The 19,079-nt window shown below is 63.4% G+C and carries 23 protein-coding genes; 8 read left to right on the top strand and 15 right to left on the bottom strand.

Annotation, left to right across the window (positions count from 1 at the left end):
- Nucleotides 1-6: 6 nt before the first annotated feature.
- From CK219_RS14250 to CK219_RS14240, 3 genes are all read right to left on the bottom strand, one after another.
- Nucleotides 7-471: a hypothetical protein gene (locus CK219_RS14250; protein WP_095767383.1), complete on the bottom strand. Its 465-nt coding sequence runs from the start codon at nucleotides 469-471 to the stop codon at nucleotides 7-9.
- A 6-nt stretch (nucleotides 472-477) separates the two neighbouring features.
- On the bottom strand, nucleotides 478-804 hold the full coding sequence (locus CK219_RS14245; protein WP_095767382.1) for a DUF883 family protein: 327 nt from the start codon (nucleotides 802-804) through the stop codon (nucleotides 478-480).
- Between the two features lie 73 nt (nucleotides 805-877).
- The gene (locus CK219_RS14240) at nucleotides 878-1,630 is read right to left on the bottom strand and encodes a Crp/Fnr family transcriptional regulator (RefSeq protein ID WP_095767381.1); all 753 of its coding nucleotides are present in this window, start codon (nucleotides 1,628-1,630) and stop codon (nucleotides 878-880) included.
- A 148-nt stretch (nucleotides 1,631-1,778) separates the two neighbouring features.
- Between CK219_RS14240 and CK219_RS14235 the strand changes: the two genes are divergently transcribed.
- Nucleotides 1,779-2,162: a response regulator gene (locus CK219_RS14235; RefSeq protein ID WP_095767380.1), complete on the top strand. Its 384-nt coding sequence runs from the start codon at nucleotides 1,779-1,781 to the stop codon at nucleotides 2,160-2,162.
- 155 nt (nucleotides 2,163-2,317) lie between these two features.
- On the opposite strand, the gene CK219_RS14230 is transcribed toward CK219_RS14235, so the two are convergent.
- Together CK219_RS14230 and CK219_RS14225 are read right to left on the bottom strand one after the other, a co-directional pair.
- The gene (locus CK219_RS14230) at nucleotides 2,318-2,869 is read right to left on the bottom strand and encodes an RNA polymerase sigma factor (protein ID WP_040985057.1); all 552 of its coding nucleotides are present in this window, start codon (nucleotides 2,867-2,869) and stop codon (nucleotides 2,318-2,320) included.
- Between the two features lie 3 nt (nucleotides 2,870-2,872).
- Nucleotides 2,873-3,076: a NepR family anti-sigma factor gene (locus CK219_RS14225; protein ID WP_095767379.1), complete on the bottom strand. Its 204-nt coding sequence runs from the start codon at nucleotides 3,074-3,076 to the stop codon at nucleotides 2,873-2,875.
- Between the two features lie 219 nt (nucleotides 3,077-3,295).
- Between CK219_RS14225 and CK219_RS14220 the strand changes: the two genes are divergently transcribed.
- The 6 genes from CK219_RS14220 to CK219_RS14200 all read left to right on the top strand — a co-directional run bounded on the left by CK219_RS14220 (nucleotide 3,296) and on the right by CK219_RS14200 (nucleotide 6,508).
- Nucleotides 3,296-4,090 (top strand): response regulator, encoded by a 795-nt coding sequence (locus CK219_RS14220; RefSeq protein WP_095767378.1) that lies wholly within the window; start codon nucleotides 3,296-3,298, stop codon nucleotides 4,088-4,090.
- Nucleotides 4,091-4,258: 168 nt separating this feature from the next.
- The gene (locus CK219_RS14210; RefSeq protein WP_018429836.1) at nucleotides 4,259-4,423 is read left to right on the top strand and encodes a DUF1328 domain-containing protein; all 165 of its coding nucleotides are present in this window, start codon (nucleotides 4,259-4,261) and stop codon (nucleotides 4,421-4,423) included.
- Nucleotides 4,424-4,590: 167 nt separating this feature from the next.
- Nucleotides 4,591-5,616: a sensor histidine kinase gene (locus tag CK219_RS14205; protein WP_095767376.1), complete on the top strand. Its 1,026-nt coding sequence runs from the start codon at nucleotides 4,591-4,593 to the stop codon at nucleotides 5,614-5,616.
- A 218-nt stretch (nucleotides 5,617-5,834) separates the two neighbouring features.
- Nucleotides 5,835-6,005, top strand: coding sequence for a hypothetical protein (locus CK219_RS31680; protein ID WP_176477012.1), 171 nt, complete (start codon nucleotides 5,835-5,837; stop codon nucleotides 6,003-6,005).
- Nucleotides 6,006-6,024: 19 nt separating this feature from the next.
- Nucleotides 6,025-6,213 carry a hypothetical protein gene (locus CK219_RS31180; RefSeq protein WP_141245344.1) on the top strand — a complete coding sequence of 63 codons (189 nt, stop codon included), beginning with the start codon at nucleotides 6,025-6,027 and terminating at the stop codon, nucleotides 6,211-6,213.
- A gap of 49 nt (nucleotides 6,214-6,262) precedes the next feature.
- A complete protein-coding gene (locus CK219_RS14200) occupies nucleotides 6,263-6,508 on the top strand; it encodes a YMGG-like glycine zipper-containing protein (RefSeq protein ID WP_095767375.1) in 246 nt (81 codons plus the stop codon).
- Nucleotides 6,509-6,585: 77 nt separating this feature from the next.
- Here the strand turns inward: CK219_RS14200 and CK219_RS14195 are convergent, their stop codons facing one another.
- The 4 genes from CK219_RS14195 to xylF form a co-directional block, all read right to left on the bottom strand.
- A complete protein-coding gene (locus CK219_RS14195; protein ID WP_095767374.1) occupies nucleotides 6,586-8,208 on the bottom strand; it encodes a CHASE domain-containing protein in 1,623 nt (540 codons plus the stop codon).
- Nucleotides 8,209-8,340: 132 nt separating this feature from the next.
- A complete protein-coding gene (locus CK219_RS14190) occupies nucleotides 8,341-9,141 on the bottom strand; it encodes an ATP-binding cassette domain-containing protein (protein ID WP_095767373.1) in 801 nt (266 codons plus the stop codon).
- Between the two features lie 16 nt (nucleotides 9,142-9,157).
- Nucleotides 9,158-10,510, bottom strand: a complete 1,353-nt coding sequence (locus CK219_RS14185) for a sugar ABC transporter permease (RefSeq protein WP_095767372.1) — start codon at nucleotides 10,508-10,510, stop codon at nucleotides 9,158-9,160.
- A gap of 231 nt (nucleotides 10,511-10,741) precedes the next feature.
- Complete coding sequence (xylF, locus tag CK219_RS14180) at nucleotides 10,742-11,782, bottom strand: D-xylose ABC transporter substrate-binding protein (protein ID WP_095767551.1); 1,041 nt, start codon at nucleotides 11,780-11,782, stop codon at nucleotides 10,742-10,744.
- A gap of 268 nt (nucleotides 11,783-12,050) precedes the next feature.
- On the opposite strand from xylF, the gene CK219_RS14175 reads away from it, so the two are divergent.
- On the top strand, nucleotides 12,051-13,292 hold the full coding sequence (locus tag CK219_RS14175) for an ROK family protein (protein ID WP_095767371.1): 1,242 nt from the start codon (nucleotides 12,051-12,053) through the stop codon (nucleotides 13,290-13,292).
- Nucleotides 13,293-13,625: 333 nt separating this feature from the next.
- Here CK219_RS14175 and phoB read toward each other — a convergent pair whose 3' ends face one another.
- The 6 genes from phoB to pstS all read right to left on the bottom strand — a co-directional run bounded on the left by phoB (nucleotide 13,626) and on the right by pstS (nucleotide 18,824).
- The gene (phoB, locus tag CK219_RS14170; protein WP_010911896.1) at nucleotides 13,626-14,315 is read right to left on the bottom strand and encodes a phosphate regulon transcriptional regulator PhoB; all 690 of its coding nucleotides are present in this window, start codon (nucleotides 14,313-14,315) and stop codon (nucleotides 13,626-13,628) included.
- Nucleotides 14,316-14,331: 16 nt separating this feature from the next.
- Nucleotides 14,332-15,039: a phosphate signaling complex protein PhoU gene (phoU, locus tag CK219_RS14165; protein WP_095767370.1), complete on the bottom strand. Its 708-nt coding sequence runs from the start codon at nucleotides 15,037-15,039 to the stop codon at nucleotides 14,332-14,334.
- 20 nt (nucleotides 15,040-15,059) lie between these two features.
- Nucleotides 15,060-15,863 carry a phosphate ABC transporter ATP-binding protein PstB gene (gene pstB, locus CK219_RS14160; RefSeq protein ID WP_095767369.1) on the bottom strand — a complete coding sequence of 268 codons (804 nt, stop codon included), beginning with the start codon at nucleotides 15,861-15,863 and terminating at the stop codon, nucleotides 15,060-15,062.
- Nucleotides 15,860-16,711 carry a phosphate ABC transporter permease PstA gene (gene pstA, locus CK219_RS14155; RefSeq protein ID WP_095767368.1) on the bottom strand — a complete coding sequence of 284 codons (852 nt, stop codon included), beginning with the start codon at nucleotides 16,709-16,711 and terminating at the stop codon, nucleotides 15,860-15,862. The genes pstB and pstA overlap by 4 nt, the downstream gene beginning before the upstream one ends.
- 3 nt (nucleotides 16,712-16,714) lie before the next feature.
- A complete protein-coding gene (gene pstC / locus CK219_RS14150) occupies nucleotides 16,715-17,701 on the bottom strand; it encodes a phosphate ABC transporter permease subunit PstC (RefSeq protein WP_095767367.1) in 987 nt (328 codons plus the stop codon).
- Nucleotides 17,702-17,765: 64 nt separating this feature from the next.
- Nucleotides 17,766-18,824: a phosphate ABC transporter substrate-binding protein PstS gene (gene pstS, locus CK219_RS14145; RefSeq protein ID WP_095767366.1), complete on the bottom strand. Its 1,059-nt coding sequence runs from the start codon at nucleotides 18,822-18,824 to the stop codon at nucleotides 17,766-17,768.
- Between the last annotated feature and the right edge of the window lie 255 nt (nucleotides 18,825-19,079).

Here is a 19,079-nt window from a genome sequence, read left to right as displayed (position 1 = left end):
CATTGCTTAAGGCAAGTTTTCCGGGTCCGGCTTCGACGGCCTGGACTTGGTGTTCTCGCGATAGATAGCATACGCGACGACCGCCAGGGCAGGCGCGACAACGGCTCCAAGCCCGCCTTTGCTTTTGGCGAGGGCCGGAAGCAAGGCAAGGGCTGCGGTAACGCCCGCCGCCGTCATATCGGCCTGGCGTCGCCGCGCGCGGCGCTTGCTGCGCATGCCGGCCGCCAGCTTGTGAATGACGAGGATGAGCCCGGCAACCACCAGGAAGCCGATGCCGAAGCCGAGACTGGTCGCCATCGGTCCGTAGCGGACCGCCAGCCAGATGTAGGCGGCGCCGATGAGGAAGCCGACACCGCACACGGCGAAAATGGCGGCAAGCCCGTAAAGGATTGCCGCGGCCCGCGCCCTATGCAAAGCGGCCATCGCCTCGCCCGAGGCGAGGGCCGAGATCAGCGAGACAAGCGCCCCCATCTGCGGTTAGCGGCGGGAAAGCAGGGCGAACAGGTAACCGACGCCCGCCGCGATGGCCAGCGAGGTCACCGGCTTCTCGCGCACCTTGGCGATCAGCTGCGCTTCGATATCCTCGGCTCTTCCCCGCATGCTCTCGAACGCGGCTTCGCCCTGCGCGCGCAATTGCTCGACGCCGTCCGCGGCGGCGCGACGGGCCGCGCCATAGCCGTGTTGACCGGTCGTGGCGAGTTGCTCGGTGAGTCGCTGGATGTCCGCTTTCAGTTGCTCGATATCGGCCTCCAGATCGGCGGCGGTTGCTTCGTCTGTGGCGGATTTGCCTGCGGCGGTTGCCATTCTCTAACTCCTTGTGTTTGCGTTGGTTTCAACGCCCGTTCGGCGCCATGGTTCCGGTCGTCGCAAGCCAAACCTAGATCAGCGGCCTGCATTCCTCGCCTAGCCCCTCCCAGCGGGCAAGCTTCTTCAGCCCGTCATAGTCGATCACTTCGCAGCCGCCGTCTCGCCACATGATGAGCTTGCGGTCCATCAGCTTGCGGATCGTCTTGTTGGTATGGACCAGCGAGAGGCCGAGCGTGTCGGCGATGTGCTGTTGCGTGATCGGGATCTGCACCGGTGTCTTGCCGTTGAGGCCGGCGCCGCGAGCCCGGCGGGCGATGAAGGCGATAAGATAGGCGGCGCGTTCAAGCGCGGTGCGGCGGCCGATGCTGAGCAGGTTCTCATCCAGCATGCGCTCCTCGCGCGACGCGATCCAGGTGATGTCATAGGCAAGGCCGGGATGGTTGCGATAGAGTTCCTGCAGCTGATCGCGTTCGAAAACGCAAAGCAGCATCGGCGACAGGGCTTCGACGGAATGCTGCATTTCGCCCATCAGACTTCCCTGCAGGCCGATGAGGTCGCCAGGCATGGAAAAATTGAGGATCTGCCGGCGCCCGTCGGGCAAAAGCTTGTAGCGGAACGCCCAACCCGACAGCACCGTGTAAAGATGCGCGCTGTGGCTGCCTTCGACCAGCACGGTCGCACCTTTGTCGACAGCCAATTCGCCACGCTTGAAGGTGTCGATAAATGACAATTCCTGCTCGTCGAATTCGCGGAAGGCCGGCAGCGGCCGCAGCGGGCATTTTTCGCAAGGATATTGGCGAGTGGCAACCAAACGTGCGGACATTCGACCCCTCTTCGAAATCCCTGCCCTAGAGGCGCAAGGAAACGTTTGAGGGGGGCAGCGGTTCCGCTGGGTCATGTCCATGTCTTTTTTAAATGACATCGTGACGGATTCCGCGCATGAGTGCGGCTGCCAAGGAGACACCCCATAAGTGACAGCATTGCTTGACGGATTGCGCATTCTTGTCCTCGAAGACGAGTTCCTGATAGCGATGGATGTCGAGCAGCTTTGCCGTGATCACGGCGCCGCGGATGTGACGATCGCGCGCGAGATCGCCGACATCGACGGGCAGGCGCTGCCTTCGAGCTTCGACGCGGCAGTTGTCGATCTGATGCTTGGCGGGGTGTCGACCCTGGATTTCGCCGCGCGGTTGCGCGCAGAGGGCGTGCCGTTCGTATTCGCCTCCGGCTATTCGGATTCCGACGAAGTCAAGAACTCGTTCCCCGACGTTCGACTGGTGACCAAGCCTTACTCGGGGGACGATCTCGTCGAAGCCGTGGCGATCGCCTGCGGACGGGCCGCTCCGGCGGCCTGACTGCCGCCGCCGAGGCGATCTCAGGCCGCTTTGCGCGCTCACATCATGGCCGGTACGAATCCGGGTTCCCCAAGGAAATGCCGGATACGTCAAGCGCGCCGAACGATGACGCCGAATGGCGCGAGCAGGTACTTGTCGCCTTCGCGTCCCGGAAGTTACGCCGCGTTCGAGCCTGTGACCTGCGCGGAGATCGCGTCGGGCCCGAACTCGTCCTCTCCGGAAATCTTGAGGATCTCCTGCAGCCTGGCGCGCGCCCGGCTGACGCGGCTTTTGATCGTGCCGACCGCGCAGCCGCAGATCTCGGCGGCTTCTTCATAGGAGAAGCCGGAAGCGCCGATCAGGATGATGGCTTCGCGCTGGTCCTCGGGCAGTTGCTCGAGCGCGCCGCGGAAATCCTTGAGATCGAGCTGGCCATGCTGAGCCGGATGAACGGCAAGCCTGGCCGTCATGATGCCGTCGCTGTCCTGCACTTCGCGGCCGCGCTTGCGCATCTGCGAATAGAATTCGTTGCGCAGGATGGTGAACAGCCAGGCCTTCAAATTGGTGCCCGGCTGGAAGCTCTCATGCTTGTCCCATGCCTTGACCAGCGTTTCCTGGACGAGGTCGTCGGCCCGATCGGCATTCTGTGTGAGCGACACGGCGAAAGCCCGCAGGCTCGGGATCGCGCCGAGCAGCTCGGTCTTGAAGCTCTGGGATACCGCCGCCATGCCTCAGTCCTTTTTCTGGGCAGGTTCGGTCTGTTCCAGCTGGCTGAGCAGCTGAGCGAAACGGTCCGGCACATGATCCGAGACCAGTTCGTCATAATACTGCTTGAGCTTGCGAGCGATTTCGGAGTTTGCACCAAGCGGATTGCCATCCCCGTTCCGATGCCTGCTTGCGGCATCAGCCATCTGTTTTTTTGACATTTCCTTCATAATAGCCCTAATTTCCAGCACCCGAGCCGCTCTTCGATTTCAAACCACAACGCAAGCGGAACCCTCGTCTGGTTGCCCATCCCTGGATCCGAAACGCTTGCCTTCTAATTTAGTTCCGCGGCCGGGCGGAACTTTTTCCGGAAGCCGGCGTTTGATGCAGAGGGGCTTGCAACCAATGCGGCCTTGAACATGAAACGTCATCTGAGGGAGACGTCAATAATGAGTCTGTCCGCAACCATCGCTCCGCATCTCCCGTTCCTTCGCCGCTTCTCGCGCGCGGTGTCGGGATCGCAGGAGAGCGGTGACGCGCTGGTCGCCGCGATGCTGGAAGCCATTATCGCCGATACCAATATCTTCCCCGAAGCCTCGAGCGACCGTATTGCGCTGTACAAGGTTTTCGCCAGGCTGTTCACCTCCGTGGCCATCCGCGTGCCGCAGGAACAGGCGCAGACCGCCTGGGAGCAACGGGCCGCGGCCAATCTGAATGCCATCGCGCCCCTGCCGAGGCAGGCTTTCCTTCTGGTTGCCGTCGAGGGTTTCAGCGAGGACGAGGCGGCGGAGATCCTCGACGTCGACGAGGATGAATTCTCGGAGCTGCTTGCCCAGGCGAGCAACGAGATTTCCCGGCAAGTTGCGACCGACGTGCTGATCATCGAGGACGAGCCGCTGATCGCCATGGATATCGAGGAGATGGTCGAGAGCCTCGGCCACCGCGTCGTCGGCACGGCGCGCACGCATGCCGAGGCTGTGGCCTTGTTCGGCAGGACGCGGCCGAAAATGGTCCTGGCCGACATCCAGCTCGCCGATGGGAGCTCGGGCATCGAAGCTGTCAACGAGATATTATCCTCGACGCCTGTGCCGGTGATCTTCATCACCGCCTTCCCTGAACGCCTGCTTACCGGCGAACGGCCCGAGCCGGCCTTCCTGGTCACCAAGCCGTTCAATCCCGACATGGTCAAGGCTTTGATCAGCCAGGCCCTGTTCTTCGACCGTCAGGCCAAGGCCGCCGCCTGATCCTTCCGAAGCTGGACCTCGAAAGTCATGCCAGGGCTTCGCGCCATGCGTGACGCTTGGCTGTGTGCGGTCTGAAAAGCTCGCTTTGGGGGATCGTCTTTTTCAGCAAATGGTGGAACAAACGGCATCTGGCCACGTTCTTTTCCCGACATAAGAAGGAGACGCATCATGCTGTACTGGGCGCTCGTATTTCTCGTAGTTGCGATCATCGCCGGCGCGCTTGGGTTCGGCGGCATCGCCGGCACATCGGCAGGCATCGCGCAAATCCTGTTCTTCATCTTTCTCGCCTTCCTGGTGATTTCGCTCATTGCGGGCCTGTTCAGGAGAGCCTGACCGCAACACTGGAAGCCGCACCCCTCAAACGGTTTCCAGCCACCGCCGGACGGCGCCTCGAAAGAGCACCGTCCGGCGGACCGTTTTTGGAGAGCCCTGCAGGGTTTGACTCGTGCGGAACAAGTTGCGGATTGGGTCGTTCAAGGACCGAGTGGGGGATATTTCCAATGCCTTCCCAAGGTCCCACGCAAGACAAGGTCGAAAAGCGCGAGGTGATCGCAATGCATCCTTCGGAAAGCGGGATGCAGGTGGGGCGGGCCTTGCTTCACGCCCTGCACAATGCAGGGATTTCGGTTCTCTACCAGGATCGGCAGATGGAAACGGTCTGGGCGCGCAACATGAACGCGCCCTGGGCCTCCGATACAGCCGACGGCAAGGACTTGCTCTCGCCGGCGCAGGCCGAACGCATAAGGGCCGCCAAACTCAAGGTGATCGAATCCGGCAACCCGGACCAGCTCGAGCTCAGCATTCCGGGGCACCAGGGGGTACGCTGGTTCCAGCTTTGGATCGATGCAGACCGGGGGGAAGCCGGCGATGTCCTCGGCGTCGTCACGACGATGGTGGAGACGACGGAGCAGAAACGCCGCGAGCAGACCCTGAAGACATTGCTGCGCGAAGTCAGCCATCGATCGAAAAATCTCCTCGCCATCATCCAGAGCGTCGCCACTCAGACCGGGCGGTATACGGAGACGCTCGGCGAGTTCCTGGCGCGGTTTCGCGGCCGGCTGCAATCGCTCGCGTCCTCGCAGGATCTCGTCACATCCTCCAACTGGCGAGGAGCAGCGCTGCACGAGCTCGTATCCGGCCAGGTCGGGCGCTACAGCAGCGATCTGGCTCAAAGCCTGCGGTTCGCGGGCGAAAATCCTTACCTCAACCCCAACGCCGCCCTGCATATCGGTCTCGCCATGCATGAGTTGGCCGTCAACTCAGTGAGCTATGGCGCACTGTCGCGGCCGAACGGCCATGTCGAGGTGCGCGCCAAGCTCGAGGCCGAAGACGGAACCTTGCCCAACCTCTTGCTGACCTGGACGGAGGCGGTCGGCGACGCGCAGCGCAATGAGAAGCGTTTCGGCAGCGTGGCGCTGGAACGCGTCGTGCCGATGTCGCTGAATGGCTCCGCGACGCTGGAGATCGGCAGAGACCGGATGGAATATCGTCTCACCGTTCCGCACGGGAATTTCGAGACGGATTGAGAGCGCCACCGATGGCGTAAGAGCAATTCCAGGAAAAATGTGCAACCGTCAGGCTCGGCGGCTTCGCCGCAGCCGTCCGCAATTTCGTCAGACGGAGATGGGAGCGCTTTGCCGGCGGAGCCCTTAACCGGCTGTTCACCATAAAGTCCGATCCTGTGCTCCCGGCTGACGATGCGCCGGAACCCACCCGCGCCCCGGCGCGACCTGGGGAGACTGAAATGATGGTTGCCGACATGAACAGGCTGGAGCAGGCCGCCCGCGTCTCGATGAGCGGCTTCCAGGATGCCGAGCTGCCGCGGGCGCCGCGGTCGTCGCACCTTTCGCTCCGCCTGGGCGCGATCGCGCTTCTGGCCGCCGTGGCCTTGACCGCGGCCTGGCAATTGTTCTGACCCCGCACGCGGCTTTGACTTGTCGGCCACGATGGATCCCGCGCTGGACGACTGCGATCAGATCGTCGGGAACGTGCGGCCCGACGGCACGCAATTTGCAACGCTGGAGGTGCCCGGCATGCTTGTCGCGTCGAACGGCAAGCGTTCCGAAAACACTACGTTAGGCAACAGTAAAATCGGGCAGGCAAAGCACCTTTTTTCATGCTAAATGGTTGCTGGCACTGCCGAAAGTGAGGACAAAAGTGAGGAGCAATTCTATGCGGAAGATGATGATTGCCATGGTTGCCGTGGTTGCTGTCAGCGGCTGCACAACGACCGAGCAGGACGTCGTCGGCGGCGGCCTGATCGGCGCCGGCGTGGGCGGCTTGGTCGGCGGCAGCAAGGGTGCGCTGATCGGCGCGGCCGTCGGCGCCGGGTCGGGCCTTCTGGTTCGCAACCTGCGCAACGGCTATTGCCAGTATCGCGATCATCGCGGCCGGATCTACACGGCTCGCTGCAACTAGTTCAGCACGGGAAAGACCGGGGGCCGGCAGCCGGCCTCCGGTTTGCTCTGAATTCAAATTCAAGTCGCTGTTTTGCCTTACGCGCCCAGCGGGATCCTGATTTCCACCTTCAAGCCGTCGGCGTGGTAGTCGCGCGCGATGGTGCCGCGCAATTCGCGCGTGACGTTGAGATCTATCAATTTGGTGCCGAAGCCGGTCTTGACTGGCGCTTCCAGTTCCTTCTGACCCGCCTCGCGCCAGTTCAGAACCAGCGTCCGCTCGCGACCGCGGCCGTTGACGCTCCAATCGACCTTGAGGGCGCCCACCGAACTGCCGGCCTCGCCATATTTCAGCGCGTTGGTGGCAAGTTCGTGGAAGGTCAGCCCTAGCGCCTGCGTCGTCGTCTCGTCCAGCAGCACTTCCGGCCCTGACAACACGCCGTCGGGAAGGTCCTTGCCGAACACCTGCCCGAGCTCGATGCGCAGCAGGTCGCCAAGATCGGCCTTCTGCCAGCGCGAGCGGGTCAGCATGTCCTGCGATGCAGCCATGGCCTGCAGGCGCGCCGAGAACGAAGCCGAAAACTCCTTCACGTCGGTGGCTTGCGAAGCCGTCTGTCGCGCGATCGCCAGCACGCGGGTGATCGAATTCTTGATGCGGTGCTTCATCTCCTGCAGGATCAGATCCTTTTCCAGCAGGCTCTTTTCGGTCGCCTCGTGCAGCGCCGATTTCGCCTCATAGGCGCGCTCCTGGTAGCGCGCCACCAGCGCAATGGCGCCGGCAAGCAAAAGGCCGAATAGCCCGAGCATCACCGGAATGGCGCGCGAGGACGGCGGTTCGAAGGCGCTTGTCGGCCTGAACAGCACGGTCCAGGGCCGGCCCGCGACAACGATATCGCGACGCGCCAGAAGCGTCGCCCCGATGCGTTCTGCCGGCGGCGCCTCCGAACGAAACAGAAGATTGCCGTCCTCGGGCTTGCCGTCATAGACCTCGACATTGACCGGCAGCAGCGGAGAACGGCTGAGCGCGACCTGGAACAAGTCCTGCGCGCGGAAGGCAGCGTAGAGAAAGCCGGACGTGGAGGAGCGGCTTGCATTGATCACCTCGGGCGCGGTTTCGACGTTCAGTCGCACGAAAACCAGGAACCCGGTGAAGGTCTGCGCCACGCCGGCGCCCTGGCCGAGCTGGACCAAACCGCTCGCATGCTGCCGGTCGTCTGCCATCGCCTTTTCAATCGCCGCGCGCCGTACCGGCTCGGTGAACATATCGAAGCCGATGATCGACTGGTTGGAGGCAGCGAGCGGCTCGAACAGCACGATGGGCGTGCGCCATTGCTGCGTCGTGGCAGGATAGATCGGATGCGCCGACCCATGATCGTGCAGGATGTCGCGTTCCACCGCCGCCTCGTCGCCGGTCTTGGCGAGCCTCAGGAAGCCGATGCCGCGCAGCCCGGCGAAATTGTCGTCGATGTCGAGGGCGGTGAAGAAGGCCTTGAATTCGCCGCGCGAGATGTCGCCGTTGCGGGCATCGAACAGCGCCTGCGTCGAACGCAGCAGCGACAGATGCAGGTCGACGCGGCTCTCGATGCGGTTGAGCGCGTCGTCGGCCGTGCCCTCGAACTTGATCCGCGCCGCCTCCTGCGTCGCGAAATAGGCGAACCCTGCCATGGTCAGGCTGATCAGCGCGACGGCGACAAAGGCAAGGATCGGAAAGAGCTTCTTCAAATCAAGGATGCGGCCCGTGGACGGTCGACGATCTTTATGGGCAAGTCTCGGCGCCAACACAATGGCGCGGTCAAACCATCACCGCGATTGGTACATCACGCAGCCGTTAATTAGCCGGCTACCAGTTCGACTTCATGCCGCGATTTTCAGCGCCCCCGGGCCCGGAATGGCGCCTGGCGGGCATCTGCCGAGGATGATCATGCCGAGCACCTCGTCCTGGGTGACATCGGTCGTGCGCGCCGTGCCGACCACCTGGCCGTTCTTCATCACGCAGACCCGGTCGGCGAGCTCGAACACGTCGTGAATGTCGTGGCTGATCAGGAAGATGCCGATGCCGTCGGCCTTGAGCTGCTTGACCAGTTCGCCGACCTGCGCCGTCTCTTGCGGGCCGAGCGCCGCAGTCGGCTCGTCCATGATCAGGATACGGGCGTTGAACAGGATCGCGCGCGCGATCGCCACCGACTGCCGCTGGCCGCCCGACAGCTTGATAACCGGCTCCTTAAAGCGCTGGAAACGCGGATTGAGCCGGCCCATCACCTTGCGCGCCTCGGCTTCCATGGCGACGTCGTCGAGCGTGCCCCAACCCGTCATCAGCTCGCGGCCGAGGAAGAGATTGGCCGCGGCATCGACATTGTCGGCCAGCGCCAGCGTCTGATAGATCGTCTCGACGCCATATTTCTTGGCGTCGCGCGGATTGGAGATCGAAGCCTCCTCGCCATTGATGAATATCTGTCCGCTGTCGCGCTTATAGGCGCCGGACAAGATCTTGATCAGCGTCGATTTGCCGGCGCCATTGTGACCGAGCAGCGCCATCACTTCGCCGGGGAAAAGATCGACAGATGCGTCGTCGACGGCGCGGATGCCGCCGAAGGCGATCGAGACGTTGCGCATGTCGACCAGCGGAACGCCGGCGGGAGACGATTTTTCAGCCATGGTCCTTCTCCTGCTATCAGACGCGCTTCCGGTAGATGGTGTCGAGCCACACCGCGATGACGAGCACGGCGCCCACGACGATGCTCTGCAGCGGTGAATCGACGCCGAGCAGCACCATGCCGGATTGCAGCGACTGCATCAGCAATGCGCCCAGCATGGCACCGAGCACGGTTCCGGAACCGCCTGCGAGCGACGTGCCGCCGATGACCGCCGCGGCGATGACCAGCAGTTCATCCAGCGTCCCCAGCGCGTTTGTCGAGGAGTTCTGCCTGGCCGATGAGATCGCCGCCGCGATCGTCGCCAGCACGCCCATGATCATGAACACCTTCATGGTGATCCAGCGCGTGTTGATGCCGGCAAGATTGGCGGCTTCCGGATTGCCGCCGATGGCAAAGACGTAGCGGCCGAATCTAGTGCGCTTGGTAACGAAGGTCATGATCAAGCCGACGGCGACCGCCATCAGGACCGGAATGGCGATACCGTGCGCGATGAACAGCCCGCCTTCGGGCACGATGATGTTGTTGGCAGCGGCGTAGCGGTTCACGATGCCGACCGGCCACGGATAGGAGTTGGCGAGCCACACCGCGCCCAGGATGACCGCGCAGGTGACCGTGGCAAGCAGCGTCTCGGCCCAGACCGGACGCAGCGGGAAGCGGAAGCGCTTGCGCTGCACGCGGCCGTTGAAATGCATGAAGATAACCGCCAGGCAGGCGACGATGCCGACGGCCCAGCTCCATTTGGCGCCGATCGAGCCCGCCGGGCCGCCGCCCATCAACTGGAACGTGGCGTCGAGCGGCGCAACGGTCTGACCGCTGGTGACCCACCAGGCAGCGCCCCGCCATACCAGCAACCCTCCCAGCGTGACGATGAAGGCCGGCACTTCGAGATAGGCGATGACGAAGCCCTGGAAGGCGCCGATGATGAGGCCGAGCGCCAGGCCGATCAGCAACGCCAGAACCCAGATCCAGGGGTTTCCCAGTTCAAGCCCGACGAAGCGAACCAGGAAATGCGCCTGGGCAAAGCCCATGACCATGCCGATCAGCCCTTCGGCCGACCCGACCGACAGGTCGATGTTGCGCATGACGATGACGAGCACCATGCCGGAGGCCATGATCGCCACGGCCGAAGACTGAACCGACAGGTTCCAGAGATTGCGCGGCGTCAGGAACGTGCGGCTGTCGAAGTCGAGCGGGTTGACGCCAAGCCGCAGGCTGGAAATCACATGCAGCCCGATCCAGATGAGGAGCAGCGCGCCGATCATGCCCAGCATGCGGGTGTCGAGCTCGGTCGCCTTCAGGAACCGGGCAACAGTGCCGAGTTCCGACGCGCGCGCGGTGTCCGCCGGTTGGGTAGACGTCGTGTCGGTCATGATTTCCTCCCACCGGCTTGCCGTCTGGCGCGGATGCCGGAACTCAGCCTAGAAGCTATCCGCCTGAGGCAGAACGGCAAAATCTTTTGAGAAAACGCCGCGGCTTTAAGGCAATCCCAGGAAAGTGCGTAGCGGTTTTCCGTCCGGGATTGCGGCAACAAAAACCAGGAGCGGTTCATTGAACCGCTCCTGGCCGCGGCGCAGGTATTTTTGATCGAATGTCGGCAAGGTTCAGTTGCAGACCTGGACGCTGCCGGCGGGCACGCCCGCGCAGACCTCGTCCTTCTTGATCCAACCGGCGTCGATGACGACGTTGAGATTGTCCTTGGTGATCGCGACCGGCGTCAGGAACAGCGACTTGACGGTGTTGCCGCCGGGCGTCGTGAAGTCCTTGGCGCCGGCGATGTCGCCCATCTTCTTGCCGTCGGCGAGCTGCGAGGCGATCTCGGCGGCGTTCTTGCCGAGCTCGCGCGCGTCTTTCCACACCGACACGGTCTGCGTGCCGAGCGCGATGCGGTTGAGCGCCGCGTGGTCGCCGTCCTGGCCCGAGACCGGCACGGTGCCGGCCAGCCCCTGCGCCGTCAGCGCCGCGACAACGCCGCCGGCGGTGCCGTCATTGGCAGCCACGACCGCGTCGACCTTGTTGTCGTTGGCGGTCAGGAACTGCTCCATGTTCTTCTGCGCGTTGGCCGGCAGCCAGCCGTCCGTGTAGGCCTCGCCGACATTCTTGATCTTGCCGCTGTCGATGGCGTCCTTCAGGACTTCCATGGAGCCCGCGAACAGGAAGTCGGCGTTCGGATCGGAGCCCGAGCCCTTGATGAAGACATAGTTGCCTTCCGGCTTGGCCTTGAACACCTCGCGGGCCTGCATGCGCCCGACTTCCTTGTTGTCGAAGGTCAGATAGAACACGTCCTTGTTCTCGATCAGGCGGTCATAGCCGACGACCGGGATTCCTTCATCGAGCGCCTTCTGCACCGCCGGGCCGATTGCCGAGGCATCCTGCGCCAGGATGATCAGCGCGTTGGCGCCCTGCGAGATCAGGCTTTCGACGTCGGTTAGCTGCTTGCCCGGATTGGACTGCGCGTCGGCCGAGATATACTTGTCGCCGGCGGCCTCGATGGCGGCCTTCATCGCTGCTTCGTCGGTCTTCCAGCGCTCTTCCTGGAAATTCGACCACGACACGCCGATCACCTTGTCCTTCGCCTCGGCGACGGACGCCAGCGTCAGCGACATGGCAACGCCCGCCAGAATGGCGGCTGCAAATTTCTTCATGATATCCTCCCTGCGCCCGTGCGGCGCGACCCAGACTGGCCCGAAGGCCGGCACAGAGGCTTTTTTTCGAGCCTCAAAAAAATAGTGGTCCAGCACCACAGCGCTGTCAACCGAGATTCTGATGGGTTTTGATGGGCTCAGGCATTTTTTTCGGTATCCGCAATAAATAATGACATGGTCCCTGGCTTCTGCCACAATCCCTAGCGTGTCAGCGACAGGCCATGGCATTATCACAAGGCCGCGATGACCGGGGAGGACGTGCGAAACGATGTCGGTCGGAATCCGCCATGACGACTTGCGCCGGCGCAACCGCGCCATGGTGATTTCGGCGGTACGCCGCGCCGGTCAGCCGTCACGGACCGAAATTGCCGCCACCACTGGGCTCAGCCACTCGACCATTTCGGCGATCTCCGCCGACCTGATCCAGGAGGGCATTCTCACCGAAAGCAAGGCCAGCGAGCCGACGGCGTTGAAACGCGGCCGGCCGCAGATCGGCCTGGCGCTGAACCCTGAAGCCGCCGCGGTGCTGACCGTGGTGTTGTCTCTGAACTTCCTGTCGGTCGCCGTGATCGACTATGCCGGCCAAGTTGTTGCCGAGGAGCAGCAGCGCCTGGACACGCTTGTTATGCCCCGCGACGAGCTGATCGGCGAATGCGTGGCGATCGTGCGGCGCCGGCTGCAGGATCCCGACCTCGACATTGGCAGCGTCGCCCGCATCGCAATGGGCATTCAGGGCATCACCGATTCGCATGCGCGCGCCATGCTCTGGTCGCCGATAACGCCGCTGACCGACATTCCTTTCGCCGACATTCTCGAGAAGGAGTTCGGCATCTCCGCCACCATGGAGAACGACTGCAACATGATGGCGGTGGCGCTGCAATGGCGCGACCCGGAGCGCTATCGCGACGACTTCATCGCCATCCTGTTGTCGCACGGCATCGGCATGGGTCTCGTGCTCAAGGGTGCGCTGTTCACCGGGACGCATTCCTCCGGCGGTGAGTTCGGCCACATGATTCACCGCCCGGGCGGGGCGCTTTGCCGCTGCGGCCGCCGCGGCTGCGTCGAGGCCTATGCCGGCAATTACGCGATCTGGCGCAGCGCCATGAAAATGAGCGAGGACGCCGAGCCGGTCGACGTCGGCGACGCCGACATGCGGGCCCTTGCCGCGAAGGCGCGCGAGAGGGACGGCCCCGAACGGGAGGCTTACCGCCGGGCCGGCGAGGCGCTTGGTTTCGGTCTCGGCAGCCTGTTCGCCCTCATCGACCCGGCGCCCGTTGCCATGGTCGGCGTCAGCGCGGCCGCCTTCGACCTGATCGAGCCGGCGCTAAGGGAAGCGATCGCCCAGACGGCCGGCGGCCAGCACTCCGAATCGATCTCCTTCGACACCGAGCCGAACGAGTTGCCGCTGATCCGCGAAGGCTGCGCCATGCGCGCGCTGACCTTCGTCGACCAGGAAATTTTCGCGCCGGGAGGCCAGGCAAGAGTGGGGACGGGAAAGAACGTGGCCTGAGGCAGCCTTGAAGAGGTCCGGGACAGCAGCAGACGCTTGAATTAGCGAAGGGAAGGCCCCGCAGCTTCGTCATTCCAGGGCGGAGCAGGAGCGAAGCTCCGTCGCGGAGACCCTGGAATCCATGCCGCTACCTCACGCGTCGAGCGCAGCGGCACAGAATTCTGGACTGTCGCAACGCATCGACATCACGGAATGGATCCTCGGGTCTGCGCTGCGTCGCTGCGCTCCTTGCTCCGCCCGTGGATGACGAAGCACAAGCGTCTCGGCTAACCGCCAATGCACGCGATCCGATGCTGGAGACACAGAACCCGTCAGCGTCTCAGCCCCCTATCCCTAATCTTCCCTGATCGCGTAACCCGCTCCGCGGATGGTGCGGATGACGTCCGGCATGCGGCCATTGTTGACCGCCTTGCGCAGGCGGCCGACATGGACGTCGACGGTGCGTTCGTCGATATAGATCGTCTCGCCCCAGACATTGTCGAGCAGCTGGCTGCGCGAGAACACCCGGCCGGGATGACGCATCATGAATTCCAGCAGCCGGAACTCGGTCGGGCCGAGCCTGATCTCGCTCTTCTTGCGGTAGACGCGGTGCGACTCGCGGTCGAGCACGATGTCGCCGACCTTTAGCACGCTGGACAGCACCTCCGGCTTGGCGCGGCGCAGCAGCGCCTTGACGCGCGCCATGAACTCCGGCGTCGAGAACGGCTTGACCAGATAGTCGTCGGCGCCCGTCGAGAGGCCGCGCACGCGGTCGCTTTCTTCGCCCCGCGCGGTCAGCATGATAATCGGCAGCCGCTCGGTCTCGGGCCGCATCCTGAGGCGCCGGCAGAGCTCGATGCCGGAAACCGCGGGCACCATCCAGTCGAGCACGAGCAGGTCGGGGACGTTTTCCTGAAGGCGGATTTCGGCCTCGTCGCCGCGGGTCACCACTTCGACCTGGTAACCCTCGGATTCGAGATTGTAGCGGAGCAGCACACCAAGCGGCTCCTCGTCCTCCACCACCATGATGCGTGGCGCGATCATTGGCAGATACCCTTCGTCAGGCCGCCGGCGCCGACATTGTCGTCTCGTCCTGCTTGGGACGATTCGCGGGCAATTGCGTGCCGGTCAGCACATAATAGGCGTTCTCGGCGATGTTGGTCACATGGTCGCCGATGCGCTCGAGATTCTTGGCGCAGAACAGAAGATGCGTGCAGGCGGTGATGTTGCGCGGGTCTTCCATCATGTAGGTCAGGAGCTCCCGGAAGACGGATGTGTATTTGACGTCGATGCGCTCGTCGTCGTTGCGAAGCTTGGCCAGCGCCGTGGCGTCGCCCACCGTATATTCCTGGATCACGGCCTGGACCTGGATCAGCACCAGCTGCGCCATGGAATCGATCGAATGCGTGAGGTCACGCGGCGCGGCGCTGACGCCGACCGAGCCGACGCGCTTGGCGATGTTCTTGGCGAGGTCGCCGATGCGTTCGAGGTCGCCCGCCATGCGGATCGAGCCGACCACATTGCGCAGGTCGTCGGCCATCGGCTGGCGCTTGGCGATCAGCGTGATGGCGCGGTCGTCGAGCTCGCGCTGGCGCGCGTCCATAATGGCATCGTCGGAAACGACGCGCTGCGCCATGGCATTGTCGGTCTCGAGCAGGGCCTTGGTCGAAGCGCCGACCATGGAGGCGGCGAGATCGCCCATGTCGTTGATGAGCCGGCTGATCTGCCTCAGATCCTCGTCGAAGGAAGCGACGGTATGTTCGGCCATGATGATGTCCTCGTATGAGCTCAGCCGAAGCGGCCGGTGATGTAGTCCTGCGTGCGCTTTTCGCGGGGCGAGGTGAAGATCTTCTCGGTCCGGTCGAACTCCACCAGCTCGCCCAGATACATGAACGCCGTCTGCCGCGACACGCGCGCCGCCTGCTGCATGTTGTGGGTGACGATGACGATCGTGTAGTCGGCCTGCAGCTCGTCGATCAGTTCCTCGATCTTGGCGGTCGACAGCGGATCGAGCGCCGAGGCCGGCTCGTCGAGCAGGATGACCTCGGGCTTCACCGCAACGGTACGGGCGATGCACAGGCGCTGCTGCTGGCCGCCCGAGAGGCTGAGGCCGCTGGCGTTGAGCTTGTCCTTGACCTCGTTCCAGAGTGCTGCGCGCTTCAGCGCCTGCTCGACGCGGCTGTCCATCTCAGCCTTGCTGATCTTCTCATAGAGCCTGACGCCGAAAGCGATGTTCTCGTAGATCGACATCGGGAACGGCGTCGGCTTCTGGAACACCATGCCGATCTTGGTCCTGAGCAGGTTGAGGTCCTGCGAGCGGTCGAGGATGTTCTTGCCGTCGAGCAGCACCTGGCCCTCGGCGCTCTGCTTCGGATAGAGCTCGTAGATGCGGTTGAGCACGCGCAGCAGCGTCGACTTCCCGCAGCCCGACGGGCCGATGAAGGCGGTCACGCTGCGCTCGGGCAGGGACAGGTTGATGTCCTTCAGCGCCTTCGACTGGCCATAGTAGAAATTGAGGTTCTTGACCTCGATCTTGGCCTTCTCGACGGTCGTGTCGGCTGCGTTCAGGTCGGTGGACAACATCGGTTTCATCTGTCCTCTCTGCGTCCGGTTAGGCTGCGGGCGATGATGCTCAGCCCGAGAACCGTCAGGGTGATTATGAGTGCGCCCGTCCAGGCCAGTTGCTGCCATTCCTCGTAGGGGCTGAGAGCGAACTGGAAGATGGTTACCGGCAGGCTGGCCATCGGCGCATTGAGATTGCTCGACCAGAACTGGTTGTTGAGCGCGGTGAAGAGAAGCGGCGCCGTCTCGCCGGAGATGCGGGCGATCGCCAAAAGGATGCCGGTGACGATGCCGGAGAGCGCCGCGCGATAGGCAACCGAGCGGATCACTACCCAGCGCGGTGCTCCGATGGCGGTGCCTGCTTCGCGCAGCGCGTTGGGCACAAGGTTCAGCATGTCCTCGGTGGTGCGCACCACGACGGGGATCACCAGGATCGACAGCGCGACCGCGCCGGCAATCGCCGAGAAGTGCCCCATCGGCCGCACCATCAGCTCGTAGACGAACAGGCCGATGATGATGGAAGGCGCCGACAAGAGGATGTCGTTGATGAAGCGCACCACCGTCGTAAGCTTCGAGAAGCGTCCGTATTCGGCCATGTAGGTGCCGGCCAGCACGCCGATCGGCGTGCCGACGACGATACCGATGATCGTCATGACGATGCTGCCGTAGATGGCATTGAGCAGGCCGCCGGCATCGCCGGGCGGCGGCGTCATTTCCGTGAACACGGAGAGCGACACCCCGGAAAGCCCCTTGTAGAGCAGGGCGCCGAGAATCAGCGCCAGCCAGGCCAGCCCGATGCCGGCCGCGACGACGCACAGCGTCATCATCACGGCATTCTTGCGCTTGCGGCTTTGGTGAAGCGATGCGGCAGTCGACATCGGTCAGGCTCCCGTGCGGCTATCGATGCGCAACAGCATGTAGCGTGCGAGCGCGAGGATGATGAAGGTGATGATGAACAGGATCAGGCCGAGCGATACCAGCGAGGATGTATAGAGGTTGCCGTCGGCTTCGGTGAATTCGTTGGCGATGGTCGCCGAGATCGTCGTGCCCGGCGCAAACAGCGAGGCGCTGATGCGGTGCGCGTTGCCGATGACGAAGGTGACGGCCATCGTCTCGCCGAGCGCGCGGCCGAGGCCGAGCATGACGCCGCCCATGATGCCGATGCGGGTATAGGGGATGGTCACGCGCCGGGTCACTTCCCAGGTCGTGCAGCCGATGCCGTAGGCCGATTCCTTCAGCACCGCCGGCACCGTGTCGAACACGTCCTTGGTGATCGAGGTGATGAAAGGCAGCACCATGATGGCGAGGATCAGCGACGAGGTCAGCAAGCCGATGCCGTAGGGCGGACCGGCAAACAGGCTGGAGAGCCCCGGTATGCCGTGGAAAAGACTGATGATGAAGGGCTGCACAGTCGTCTGCAGGAACGGCGCGAAGACGAACAGGCCCCAGATGCCGTAGATGATCGAGGGAATGCCGGCGAGCAGCTCGACGGCGATGCCAATCGGACGCCTGAGCGGGCGCGGACAAAGCTCGGTCAGGAAGATGGCGATACCGATGCCGATCGGCACGGCGATGAGAATGGCGATGGCCGAAGTGACGATGGTGCCGTAGATGGGCGCGAGCGCGCCGAAATTCTCGGTGACCGGGTTCCAGGATTCGGTGGTCAGGAAGGAGAAGCCGAACTTCGACAGGGCCTCCCACGATCCGGCGACCAGCGAGATCGCGACCCCCCCGAGCAGAACGAGCACGAGTATGGCGGAAAGGCGCGTCGCCGTCCGGAAAACCATGTCGGTGACGGCGAAGCGGCGCACCGTCGCTTCTCTGGTCCGCAGGGCGGACGATGTCGCGGCTTCGGAAACGGCTGTCATTTAGCCCCTCGCATTTCGAAAGAGACAGGAGGGCGCTAGAGGCGCCCTCCTCATTCGGCGGGAATTACATGCCGGAGTAGACCGGCTTGCCATCCTTGTCGACGATGTCCTTGCCCCACATCTCCTCGACGCTCTTCACGACCTTGTCGGGCATCGGAACGTAGTCAAGCTCAGCAGCCATCTTGTCGCCCTTGGCATAGGACCAGGCGAAGAACTTGAGCGCTTCGGCCGTGGCTGCCGCATCATCGGGCTTCTGGTAGACGAGGATCCAGGTGGCGGAAGTCATCGGCCAGGATTCGGCGCCCGCCTGGTTGGCCAGGATAACGCCGTAGCCCGGCTGCGAGCTCCAGTCGGCATTGGCCGCGGCGGCCGAGAACGCCTTCGCGGTCGGCTCGACCTTCTTGCCGTCCTTGTTCACCATGTCGGTATAGGTGAGCTTGTTCTGCTTGGCATAGGCGTATTCGACATAGCCGATCGCGCCGCCAGTCTGCGACACGTTGTTGGCGACGCCTTCATTGCCCTTGGCGCCGATGCCCACCGGCCATTCAAGCGCGGTGTTGACGCCGACCTTCGATTTCCAGTCGGCGCTGACGTCGGCCAGGTAGTAGCTGAAGTTGAAGGTGGTGCCCGAGCCGTCCGAACGGTGGACGACGGCAATCGCCTGGTCGGGCAGCTTGATCTTGGGGTTGAGCTTCTTGATCGCCGCGTCGTTCCAGTTGGTGATCTTGCCGGCGAAGATGTCGGCGAGCGTCGGACCGTCGAGCACCAGCTCGCCCGGCTTGATGCCTTCGAGGTTGACGACCGGCACGATGCCGCCCATCACCATCGGGAACTGCGCGAGGCCGGTGGAGGTGAGATCCTCGCCCTTCAGCGGCGCGTCGGAAGCGCCGAAGGTGACGGTCTTGGCCTTGATCTGCTTGATGCCGCCGCCGGAGCCGATCGACTGGTAGTTGAGACCGATGCCGGTCTCCTTCTTGTAGGCGTCGGCCCACTTCGCGTAGATCGGATAGGGGAAGGTGGCGCCAGCGCCGGAAATGTCGGCTGCCATCGCGGCGGCCATGCTAAGGGTTGATGCCGCAGCCATTGCAATTGCAACGGCCGCAGAGCGGATGAAATGTCTCATGTGGCCTGCTCCTGTTCGGAAGATGGTCTTTCGGCACCCGTTGTATCGGCGCCCGGTCAGCGCAATAGCCCTCGATTATTACAGTCGCATGACAGTTTCGTGTCAGCCCGGTAACGTCCGGACGAGGATGCTCGGAAGGGTTCCGCAGCGGCCTCGAAGGGCCGGACGGAGTTTGCCGCGGAAATCAGCAACTTGTCTGACTTTTGAAACAAAATTTATCCCGGCGGCCGGATGACGGCCGCCGGGAAATAAAAT

The organism is Mesorhizobium sp. WSM4313, from assembly GCF_002294725.1.
Lineage (GTDB): Bacteria > Pseudomonadota > Alphaproteobacteria > Rhizobiales > Rhizobiaceae > Mesorhizobium.
The sequence above is the reverse complement of the archived record's forward strand: the minus strand, read 5'-3'. Positions and strand labels throughout refer to the sequence as shown.

What these genes read in the sequence shown, in the direction of transcription:
- pstA (WP_095767368.1), bottom strand. Translation starts at nt 16,711, where the DNA reads ATGTCGACTGCCGCATCGCTTCACCAAAGCCGCAAGCGCAAGAATGCC.
- CK219_RS14210 (WP_018429836.1), top strand. Translation starts at nt 4,259, where the DNA reads ATGCTGTACTGGGCGCTCGTATTTCTCGTAGTTGCGATCATCGCCGGC.
- CK219_RS31680 (WP_176477012.1), top strand. Translation starts at nt 5,835, where the DNA reads ATGATGGTTGCCGACATGAACAGGCTGGAGCAGGCCGCCCGCGTCTCG.
- CK219_RS14240 (WP_095767381.1), bottom strand. Translation starts at nt 1,630, where the DNA reads ATGTCCGCACGTTTGGTTGCCACTCGCCAATATCCTTGCGAAAAATGC.
- phoU (WP_095767370.1), bottom strand. Translation starts at nt 15,039, where the DNA reads ATGGCCGAACATACCGTCGCTTCCTTCGACGAGGATCTGAGGCAGATC.
- pstC (WP_095767367.1), bottom strand. Translation starts at nt 17,701, where the DNA reads ATGACAGCCGTTTCCGAAGCCGCGACATCGTCCGCCCTGCGGACCAGA.
- CK219_RS14245 (WP_095767382.1), bottom strand. Translation starts at nt 804, where the DNA reads ATGGCAACCGCCGCAGGCAAATCCGCCACAGACGAAGCAACCGCCGCC.
- pstB (WP_095767369.1), bottom strand. Translation starts at nt 15,863, where the DNA reads ATGAAACCGATGTTGTCCACCGACCTGAACGCAGCCGACACGACCGTC.
- CK219_RS14225 (WP_095767379.1), bottom strand. Translation starts at nt 3,076, where the DNA reads ATGAAGGAAATGTCAAAAAAACAGATGGCTGATGCCGCAAGCAGGCAT.
- CK219_RS14190 (WP_095767373.1), bottom strand. Translation starts at nt 9,141, where the DNA reads ATGGCTGAAAAATCGTCTCCCGCCGGCGTTCCGCTGGTCGACATGCGC.
- CK219_RS14185 (WP_095767372.1), bottom strand. Translation starts at nt 10,510, where the DNA reads ATGACCGACACGACGTCTACCCAACCGGCGGACACCGCGCGCGCGTCG.
- xylF (WP_095767551.1), bottom strand. Translation starts at nt 11,782, where the DNA reads ATGAAGAAATTTGCAGCCGCCATTCTGGCGGGCGTTGCCATGTCGCTG.
- CK219_RS14200 (WP_095767375.1), top strand. Translation starts at nt 6,263, where the DNA reads ATGCGGAAGATGATGATTGCCATGGTTGCCGTGGTTGCTGTCAGCGGC.
- CK219_RS14205 (WP_095767376.1), top strand. Translation starts at nt 4,591, where the DNA reads ATGCCTTCCCAAGGTCCCACGCAAGACAAGGTCGAAAAGCGCGAGGTG.
- CK219_RS14250 (WP_095767383.1), bottom strand. Translation starts at nt 471, where the DNA reads ATGGGGGCGCTTGTCTCGCTGATCTCGGCCCTCGCCTCGGGCGAGGCG.
- CK219_RS14175 (WP_095767371.1), top strand. Translation starts at nt 12,051, where the DNA reads ATGTCGGTCGGAATCCGCCATGACGACTTGCGCCGGCGCAACCGCGCC.
- pstS (WP_095767366.1), bottom strand. Translation starts at nt 18,824, where the DNA reads ATGAGACATTTCATCCGCTCTGCGGCCGTTGCAATTGCAATGGCTGCG.
- phoB (WP_010911896.1), bottom strand. Translation starts at nt 14,315, where the DNA reads ATGATCGCGCCACGCATCATGGTGGTGGAGGACGAGGAGCCGCTTGGT.
- CK219_RS14220 (WP_095767378.1), top strand. Translation starts at nt 3,296, where the DNA reads ATGAGTCTGTCCGCAACCATCGCTCCGCATCTCCCGTTCCTTCGCCGC.
- CK219_RS14230 (WP_040985057.1), bottom strand. Translation starts at nt 2,869, where the DNA reads ATGGCGGCGGTATCCCAGAGCTTCAAGACCGAGCTGCTCGGCGCGATC.